We start from the raw sequence: 7,806 nt of genomic DNA on the forward strand, positions 1-7,806 counted from the left end.
CACGCAGGCCAGCACGTGCTCGGCGTACTCCTCGGGGTCGATCCGGGTCACCGGGCTGGACAGCCCTCAGCGAGCCGACGAGAAGGGCTCGGTGCCGCGCACCAGCCGCAGCCCGCGGATGCCGGAGTGCCGCCTGGCGAAACGCAGCTCCCGGCGCAGGTCGCCGACGCCGTTGGCTCCCGCGAGCGGGGCGATCTGGACCGTGGAGAGAACGCCGAAGGCGCGGCCGTCGGCGTCGAGGAAGCCACTGCCCGAGTCGCCGGGGACGCCGGGGGTCAGCGTGTAGACCTCGTGGCTCCAGTTGCCGTCGTAGCCCACCGAGTAACCGTCCCGGGGCGAGAGCGCCGTGCCGGGTCGCAGACCCGAGTGGCCCCACGTGAAGACCCGGTCCCCGAACGAGGTGCCGCTCTTCGACAGCCCGGTGGGACCGCCCCAGAACGGCACGGTCGGGTTGACCTTGGAGATGTCGCGGGTGCGGACCCGCACCAGCGCGAAGTCGTTGTAGGCGCAGGTCTCCCAGTCCTTGGTCCCCAACCGCTGCATGGTGAACCAGGAGCTGTAGGCCAGCCGCCCGGCACCGAGCGTGCTGCCGTCGGAGACGAGATTGCCGCCGGTGGCGAAGCGGACCGGCGTACGCAGCGGCAGGGACTTGGTGGTGCAGCCATCGGTGTCGTCGGACTCGCCGAGACCGGCGCAGTGGGCGGCGTACCCGACATAGACCCGCGAGCGCTTGTCGGTGAAGACGAAGTTCCCCGTGCACTGGGCGCCGTCGGTGTACATCTGCACGCCCGGCGTGATCGTCGCCGTGGCGACCGGCGCCCACCGCTTCATGGGTGCGGCGGGGCCGGCGGCGGGGCTGGCGGCGGCGGGGCTGGCGACGGGAGCACCGAGCCCGGCGGCGAGCACCACCGCTGAGAGCAGGGCCGAGACACGTGAGGGACGCATACCCCTACAACGAGCGACGGCCCTCACAGTTCCGCCTGTGAGGGCCGTCTTCCCTGGGATCACCCGGGCAGCTGTCCGGGTGACTGCTTCCTCCCTGGTCCTGCGTGGGTCAGAGAACGGGGTTGAACGGCTCGGTGCCGTGGACCAACGTGAGGCCGGCGATCCCCGAGTGGGCCTGGGCGAACGCGAGCTCGCGGGACAGGTCGCCGATGTTGTTCGAGGCGGGCAGCGGCAGCAGGCCGAGGGTGGAGAGGGTGCCGATGGCCTTGCCGCCCTCGCTCAGGAACGCCGAGCCCGAGTCGCCGGGGACACCCGGGGTCACGGTGTAGAGCGGGTGCGACCAGCCCTCGTCGGCCGGGTCGTCACCCAGGCTGATGCCCTGGTGGGGCGAGAGCGCCGAGACGCCGGCACGCAGGCTCGAGTTGCCGTAGGTGTAGACGTCGTCACCGGCCTCGGTGCCGTCGGTGTCGATCCCGGTCGGACCGCCCCAGAACGGAACCGAGGGGTTGACCTTGCTGACGTCGGCCGGGTCCACCTTGACCAGCGCGAAGTCGTTGTAGGCGCAGGTGTTGGGGTCGGTGGTGCCGATCTGGGCCTCGGTGAGCCAGGCCGAGTAGGCCAGCGTGCCCGAGCCGACCTTGGTGCCGCGGCTGACCAGGCTGCCGCCCTGACGGAACTCGACCGGGGTGCCGAGCGGGAGGGAGTCGTTCTCGCAGCCGTCGGTGTCGGTGGCGGCACCCAGGCCGGCGCAGTGCGCGGCGTACCCGACGTAGACGTTGGCGGCGGCGTCGGTGAAGACGAAGTTGGCGGTGCACTGGCCGCCGTCGGTGTACATCATCGTGCCCGGGTGGATCGTGGCCGTGTCGGCAGGCGCCCAGACCGGGACGCTCCCGCCCTGCGTGGCGTCAGCCGGGGCTGCGGTGAAGAGGCCCGCGGCCAGGACGGAGGCCGACAGGGCGCCGAGCGCACGCAGGGTGCGGCGGCGGAGGTTCGACGAGGCGAACGACATGGGGGAAAACCTCCCGAGTAGGCGCGCGTCGACCGTACGGCGACGCGGGGTTCACATGGCCCAACGAGGCTAGCCCACCCGGGTTACGCCCGGTGACCCGATCGGGCCATGTGAACCACTCGGGTCAGTACGACGGCTGGCTCGGGTCGATCTGGTTGACCCAGGCCACCACTCCGCCACCGACGTGCACGGCGTCGCTGTACCCCGCACCCTTGAGCACGGCCAACGCCTCCGCGGATCGGACCCCGCTCTTGCAGTGCAGGACGACCTGCTTGTCCTGCGGCAGCTCGGCGAGCGCGTTGCCGTTGAGGAACTCACCCTTGGGGATCAGCACCGAACCGGGGATCCGGTTGATCTCGTACTCGTTGGGCTCACGCACGTCGACCAGGACGAAGTCGCGGGTCCCCTCGGTGCGCTCCTTCAGCATCGTCTCGAGCTGGCCGACCGAGATGGTCGAGCCCACGGCAGCGTCCGCCGCCTGCTCGGAGATCGCGCCACAGAACGCCTCGTAGTCGATGAGGCCGGTGACCGTCGGGTTCTCTCCGCAGAGCGCGCAGTTGGGGTCCTTGCGCACGCGCAGCTTGCGGTACTCCATCTCCAGGGCGTCGTAGATCATCAGCTTGCCGACCAGCGGGTCGCCGACCCCGGTGAGGAGCTTGATCGCCTCGTTGACCTGGATCGACCCGATGCTGGCGCAGAGCACGCCGAGCACGCCGCCCTCGGCGCACGAGGGCACCATCCCGGGCGGGGGCGGCTCGGGGTAGAGGCAGCGGTAGCAGGGCGCCTCGCCGCTGGCCGGGGCGAGCGCGTCGGCACCGTCGGCGGGCGCGTGCGGCCAGAAGACCGACGCCTGGCCGTCGAAGCGGTAGATCGAGCCCCAGACGTAGGGGATCTTCAGGAAGTACGCCGCGTCGTTGACCATGTAGCGGGTGGCGAAGTTGTCGGTGCCGTCGACGATCAGGTCGTAGCCCTCGAAGATCTGCAGCACGTTGTCGTTGTCGAGGCGCTCGTTGTGCACCACCACGTTGACCAGCGGGTTGGCCTCGGCGATCGAGTCGCGGGCGGACTCCGCCTTGGGCCGGCCGATGTCGGACTGGCCGTGGATGATCTGGCGCTGCAGGTTCGACTCGTCCACCTCGTCGAACTCGGCGATCCCCAGGGTGCCCACGCCGGCCGCCGCCAGGTAGAGCAGGGCCGGGCTGCCGAGCCCACCGGCACCGATCACGAGCACCTTGGCGTTCTTGAGTCGCTTCTGACCGGTCATCCCGACGTCGGGGATGATCAGGTGCCTGCTGTAGCGGCGTACCTCGTCGACGCTCAGCTCGTCGGCGGGTTCCACGAGCGGGGGGAAAGACACGGATGCTCCTCGATCGGTTCGTCGGTGGACCCCGGGTCAACCCCGCCGGCCCGCCAGATGTTCCGTCCATCGTCGCCGCAGCCGGCATCGTCGCCGCGTCGCGTCCCGTCATCCGGACGACGTCGGCTGCCCGGTAGGCTGCGAAACCGCGGGGCGACCCGTCCGAACCGAGGAGCACGAGTTGAGCGCTGGCCAGCAAGAAGCGGCAGATGCACGACCCCGTGGCGGACGCATGCCCCGCAACGAGCGACGCACCCAGCTGCTCTCCTCGGCCCTCGAGGTCTTCGTCGCCCAGGGCTACCACGCGGCCGCGATGGACGACATCGCCGAGCGGGCGGGCGTCTCCAAGCCGGTGCTCTACCAGCACTTCCCCGGCAAGCTCGACCTCTACCTCGCCCTGCTCGACGCCTCCTGCGACCAGATCATCGAGAACTGCCGGATCGCGCTGGCCTCGACGCACGACAACAAGCTCCGGGTCGAGGCCACCATGCAGGCCTTCTTCGAGTACGTCGCCGGCGACACCGGGGCCTTCCGCCTGGTCTTCGAGTCCGATCTGACCAGCGAGCCGGCCGTGCGCGAGCAGGTCGAGCGGGTCACCACCGAGTGCGCCGCGATGATCGCCCACGTGATCCACGACGACACCGGACTGCCCGACCCGGCCTCGCGTCTGCTCGCCGTCTCCCTGGTGGGAATGGCCCAGGTCAGTGCCCGGTTCTGGCTCTCCGAGGGCGGCGGTATCCGCAAGTCGGACGCCGCCGGCCTGGTTGCCGGGCTCGCCTGGCGTGGCATCCGGGGCTACCCCCTCACCGACGACCACTGAACAACCGCGCGGTTCGGGACGCCCTGTCCCCCGTGCACCACCGAACGCGATTCCAAGGAGGACCTGTGGAGGTCAAGATCGGCGTCCAGCACGCCACCCGTGAACTGCTCGTCGAGACCGACGAGACGGCCGAGAACGTCGAGAAGATGGTCGGCGAGGCCGTCACCTCGGACGGGCTGATCGCCCTGACCGACAGCAAGGGCCGACGGATCCTGGTGCCGGCCGCCAAGCTGGCGTACATCGAGATCGGCGGCGGCGTCGCCGGGCACGTGGGCTTCCGCTCCTGACCCGACGGCGCGCTCCGTGCAGACGGGTCGCGCACGCGCCATCATCGAGGTGAGGGCCCCCACCGGGTGCCCCACCCTGCCGAAGTTGTGGAAAGGACCCCCATGCTCAGCGCCATCCTGTGGGCTCTCATCGGCGGCACGATCATCGGGCTGCTCGGGAAGCTGGTCGCCCCCGGCGACCGGGACAACATTCCGCTCTGGCTGACGATCCTGTGCGGCATCGGCGGCATCATCGTCGGCAACGTGCTCTACACGCAGTTCTTCGACCCCAGCACCGGCGGCATCGACTGGTGGCGCCACGTCTGGCAGGTCGGCGTCGCTGCCGTCCTGGTCATGGCGGCCGCCTCGGTCACGGGTCGCACCACGGCCTGATCGGCACGTCCGTCGTACGCAGCAGGGCCCGCGCCGATCCCTCGGCGCGGGCCCTGCTGTGTGTTGCGAGGTCGGGTCAGGAGTCGAGACCGAGCTCGGCCATCCGTTCGGCGTGCCGTTCGGTGATCCGGGCGAACATCCGCCCGATGGCGGCGAGGTCCAGCCCCGGTCGGTCCACTCCACCGGCGAGCAGGGCGGTCAGCGCGTCGCGCTCCGCGGCCACCCGCTGCGCCTGGGTCAGGGCCTCCCCCATCAGTCGCCGACCCCACAGGGCCAGCCGGCCCCCGAGCCGGTGGTCGGCGACGATGGCCGCGCGCACCCGGTCGACGACGAAGGCCGCGTGGTCGGTCTCCTCCAGCGACGTCAGGATCACGTCGCGGGTGTCCACGTCGAGGTACGCCGCGATCTCGCGGTAGAAGTCGTTGGCCAGCCCGTCACCGACGTACGCCTTGATCAGGCCCTCGAACCAGTCGGAGGGGGCGGTGTGGGCGTGGAACAGGTCGATCGCCGCACCGAAGGGTGCCATCGCCTCGAACGGGTCGGCCCCCAGGGCGCTGAGCCGGTCAAGCAGCGGAATCACGTGCGAGAACTCGCCGGTCGCCATCCGGGAGATGGCCACCTTGTCCTGCAGGGAGGGCGCCAGCTTCGCGTCCTCGACGAGCCGCTCGAACGCCGAGATCTCGCCGTAGGCGATGGCGCCGAGCAGGTCGACGACCGCCTCCCGGTACTGCGGGTCTTCCAGGGCCACCGGGCCGTCGCCGCCGGTCGATTCAGTCATGGCCGCACCCTACCGATAGACTCGAAGTGATCGAGTGCCGCGCCCGCGCCTGCGGGAAGCGACCTCGACCGGCGAGACGGCCCCGCTCCACGAGCGGCGGCGCCCCGTCTGCATGTGCGCGGCTGACGCCGTCGAGACTTCCCTGCCCCTGGCAGGAGCGATGGGTCGCCGCACTTCCGGCTGACCTCACGAAAGCGAAAGACACTGACCACCACCACATTCCGCGAACTCGGCGTGCACCCCGAGATCTGCGACGCGCTCGAGCGCGCCGGCATCGTCACCCCGTTCGCCATCCAGGAGATGACCCTCTCGGTCGCCCTGGTCGGCACCGACCTGATCGGTCAGGCTCGCACGGGCACCGGCAAGACCCTGGCCTTCGGCATCCCGGTGCTGCAGCGCAGCGTCTCGCCCAAGGACCCCGACTACGCCGACCTGCCGCAGGGCAAGCCGCAGGCGCTGATCGTCGCCCCGACCCGTGAGCTCGCGCTCCAGGTCTCCAACGACCTCCACCTGGCCAGCAAGGACCGCGGCCTGCGTGTCCTCACCGTGTACGGCGGCGTCGGCTACGAGCCGCAGCTCGAGGCCCTCGAGTCCGGCGTCGACATCGTCGTCGGCACCCCGGGTCGCCTGATCGACCTGGCCAACCGCCGCGCGCTGGACCTCTCCCACGTGCACGCGCTGGTCCTCGACGAGGCCGACGAGATGCTCGACCTGGGCTTCCTGCCCGACGTCGAGCGCCTGCTCTCGCTGACCCCCGAGACGCGCCAGACCATGCTCTTCTCCGCGACCATGCCCGCCGCGATCGTCTCGCTGGCCCGCACGCACATGCGGCACCCGATGAACATCCGCGCCGAGTCGTCGTACGACACCCAGCTGGTGCCGGCGACCGCGCAGTTCATCTTCCAGGCCCACGACCTCGACAAGCCCGAGATCATCGGCCGGATCCTGCAGGCCGAGGACGCCGACAAGATCATCGTCTTCACCCGCACCAAGCGTCAGTCCCAGCGGATCGCCGAGGACCTCGCCGAGCGCGGCTTCGCCGCCAGCCCGCTGCACGGAGACATGCAGCAGGCGGCCCGCGAGAAGGCGCTGACCAAGTTCCGCGGCGACACGCTGCGGGTGCTGGTGGCCACCGACGTCGCCGCCCGCGGCATCGACGTCGCCGGCGTCTCGCACGTCATCAACTACACCTGCCCCGAGGACGAGAAGACCTACGTCCACCGGATCGGCCGCACCGGCCGCGCGGGTGCCAGCGGCATCGCCGTCACGTTCGTCGACTGGGCGGACCTGCACCGCTGGAAGATGATCAACAAGGCGCTCGACCTGCCCTTCGACGAGCCGCAGGAGACGTACTCCACCTCCGAGCACCTCTACCACGACCTCGGCATCCCGCCGGGCACGAAGGGCCGCATCGTCGACCCCGCCCCGCAGCCTCCGAAGGCCCCCCGCAACGACCGCTCCGGCGGCCGCTCGGGCGAGCGTTCCGGTGGTGACCGGTCGGGTCGCGACGGTGGCGGCGAGCGTCAGCCCCGCAACCGCAACCGCAGCCGGACCCGCAGCCACGGTGGCGCCACCGCGGCCGAGGGCAGCGCCCCGGCCACCGAGCAGCCGGCTGCCGCTGCTGCGCCCTCGGGTTCGGCGAGCGAGTCCGGCGAGGCGCGGTCCGGCCGCAGCCGCAACCGCCGTCGTCGTCGCCCCTCCGGCTCCGAGTCGGGGTCCGCCGACTCCTGATCGACCCGTAGTTCGACCTGCGCAGGACCCGCCCGACGTCGTCGGGCGGGTCCTGCTGCGTTGTGCGGCGTCTCGTCCGGCCGGACGCCGAGGGGGCTGGACGGTGCTGCTGCACGTCATCGTCGAGACCGCGACGCATGCCGGGCACCTGGACATCTGTCGGGAGCTCGCCGATGGTGGCCAGCGGCTCGTGCTCGACCGACCGACGGTCCACGATTCATGAGAAATCGTTGTCCGGATGGTGGAAGATCGGCCGGTTCTGGCGGCCGAACTGTCGGTGCTCGCTGGTTGGGTTGACCCATGACCGAGACGCTTCCCGATGTGGACACCGCTGCTGCGGTGCTCGCGTTCGCGCGGGGTCAGCGGTCGGTGGCGGACCGGGCTGAGGCCGAGTTGTTGCAGGCCGCGGTGGCGTGGGCTGCCATGCACTCGACCGAGTCGTTGGCGGATGCGGCGATGACCTATGACCCGGGCTTCGGTCAGACCGAGCTTCCGGTCGCGGGTCCG

The 7,806-nt window shown here is 70.8% G+C and carries 10 protein-coding genes; 6 read left to right on the forward strand and 4 right to left on the reverse strand.

From position 1 onward, the window contains the following. Nucleotides 1-66: 66 nt before the first annotated feature. From ABZE72_RS14195 to moeZ, 3 genes are all read right to left on the reverse strand, one after another. Nucleotides 67-945, reverse strand: a complete 879-nt coding sequence (locus ABZE72_RS14195) for a hypothetical protein (RefSeq protein WP_372729684.1) — start codon at nucleotides 943-945, stop codon at nucleotides 67-69. Nucleotides 946-1,054: 109 nt separating this feature from the next. Next, nucleotides 1,055-1,954 carry a hypothetical protein gene (locus tag ABZE72_RS14200; RefSeq protein ID WP_372729685.1) on the reverse strand — a complete coding sequence of 300 codons (900 nt, stop codon included), beginning with the start codon at nucleotides 1,952-1,954 and terminating at the stop codon, nucleotides 1,055-1,057. Nucleotides 1,955-2,078: 124 nt separating this feature from the next. Next, complete coding sequence (moeZ, locus tag ABZE72_RS14205; RefSeq protein WP_372729686.1) at nucleotides 2,079-3,311, reverse strand: adenylyltransferase/sulfurtransferase MoeZ; 1,233 nt, start codon at nucleotides 3,309-3,311, stop codon at nucleotides 2,079-2,081. A 232-nt stretch (nucleotides 3,312-3,543) separates the two neighbouring features. Between moeZ and ABZE72_RS14210 the strand changes: the two genes are divergently transcribed. From ABZE72_RS14210 to ABZE72_RS14220, 3 genes are all read left to right on the forward strand, one after another. After that, nucleotides 3,544-4,131 carry a TetR/AcrR family transcriptional regulator gene (locus ABZE72_RS14210; RefSeq protein WP_372729687.1) on the forward strand — a complete coding sequence of 196 codons (588 nt, stop codon included), beginning with the start codon at nucleotides 3,544-3,546 and terminating at the stop codon, nucleotides 4,129-4,131. 65 nt (nucleotides 4,132-4,196) lie between these two features. Then, nucleotides 4,197-4,418: a DUF3107 domain-containing protein gene (locus ABZE72_RS14215; protein WP_372729688.1), complete on the forward strand. Its 222-nt coding sequence runs from the start codon at nucleotides 4,197-4,199 to the stop codon at nucleotides 4,416-4,418. A gap of 102 nt (nucleotides 4,419-4,520) precedes the next feature. Then, on the forward strand, nucleotides 4,521-4,790 hold the full coding sequence (locus ABZE72_RS14220; protein ID WP_372729689.1) for a GlsB/YeaQ/YmgE family stress response membrane protein: 270 nt from the start codon (nucleotides 4,521-4,523) through the stop codon (nucleotides 4,788-4,790). Nucleotides 4,791-4,866: 76 nt separating this feature from the next. Here the strand turns inward: ABZE72_RS14220 and ABZE72_RS14225 are convergent, their stop codons facing one another. Further along, nucleotides 4,867-5,568, reverse strand: coding sequence for a ferritin-like fold-containing protein (locus tag ABZE72_RS14225; RefSeq protein ID WP_372729690.1), 702 nt, complete (start codon nucleotides 5,566-5,568; stop codon nucleotides 4,867-4,869). A gap of 234 nt (nucleotides 5,569-5,802) precedes the next feature. Between ABZE72_RS14225 and ABZE72_RS14230 the strand changes: the two genes are divergently transcribed. The 3 genes from ABZE72_RS14230 to ABZE72_RS14240 all read left to right on the forward strand — a co-directional run. Beyond that, nucleotides 5,803-7,299, forward strand: coding sequence for a DEAD/DEAH box helicase (locus ABZE72_RS14230; RefSeq protein WP_372729691.1), 1,497 nt, complete (start codon nucleotides 5,803-5,805; stop codon nucleotides 7,297-7,299). Between the two features lie 103 nt (nucleotides 7,300-7,402). After that, on the forward strand, nucleotides 7,403-7,522 hold the full coding sequence (locus ABZE72_RS14235; protein ID WP_372729692.1) for a DUF664 domain-containing protein: 120 nt from the start codon (nucleotides 7,403-7,405) through the stop codon (nucleotides 7,520-7,522). Nucleotides 7,523-7,599: 77 nt separating this feature from the next. Beyond that, nucleotides 7,600-7,806 (forward strand): hypothetical protein (locus tag ABZE72_RS14240; RefSeq protein ID WP_372729693.1); only part of this gene is annotated, 207 nt, incomplete at its 3' end.

This window comes from Nocardioides sp. (assembly GCF_041600255.1).
Taxonomy (GTDB): Bacteria; Actinomycetota; Actinomycetes; order Propionibacteriales; family Nocardioidaceae; genus Nocardioides.

Excerpts from the sequence above, each read along its gene's own strand:
- ABZE72_RS14195 (WP_372729684.1), bottom strand. The coding sequence starts at position 945 with ATGCGTCCCTCACGTGTCTCGGCCCTGCTCTCAGCGGTGGTGCTCGCC.
- ABZE72_RS14200 (WP_372729685.1), bottom strand. The coding sequence starts at position 1,954 with ATGTCGTTCGCCTCGTCGAACCTCCGCCGCCGCACCCTGCGTGCGCTC.
- ABZE72_RS14210 (WP_372729687.1), top strand. The coding sequence starts at position 3,544 with ATGCCCCGCAACGAGCGACGCACCCAGCTGCTCTCCTCGGCCCTCGAG.
- ABZE72_RS14220 (WP_372729689.1), top strand. The coding sequence starts at position 4,521 with ATGCTCAGCGCCATCCTGTGGGCTCTCATCGGCGGCACGATCATCGGG.
- ABZE72_RS14225 (WP_372729690.1), bottom strand. The coding sequence starts at position 5,568 with ATGACTGAATCGACCGGCGGCGACGGCCCGGTGGCCCTGGAAGACCCG.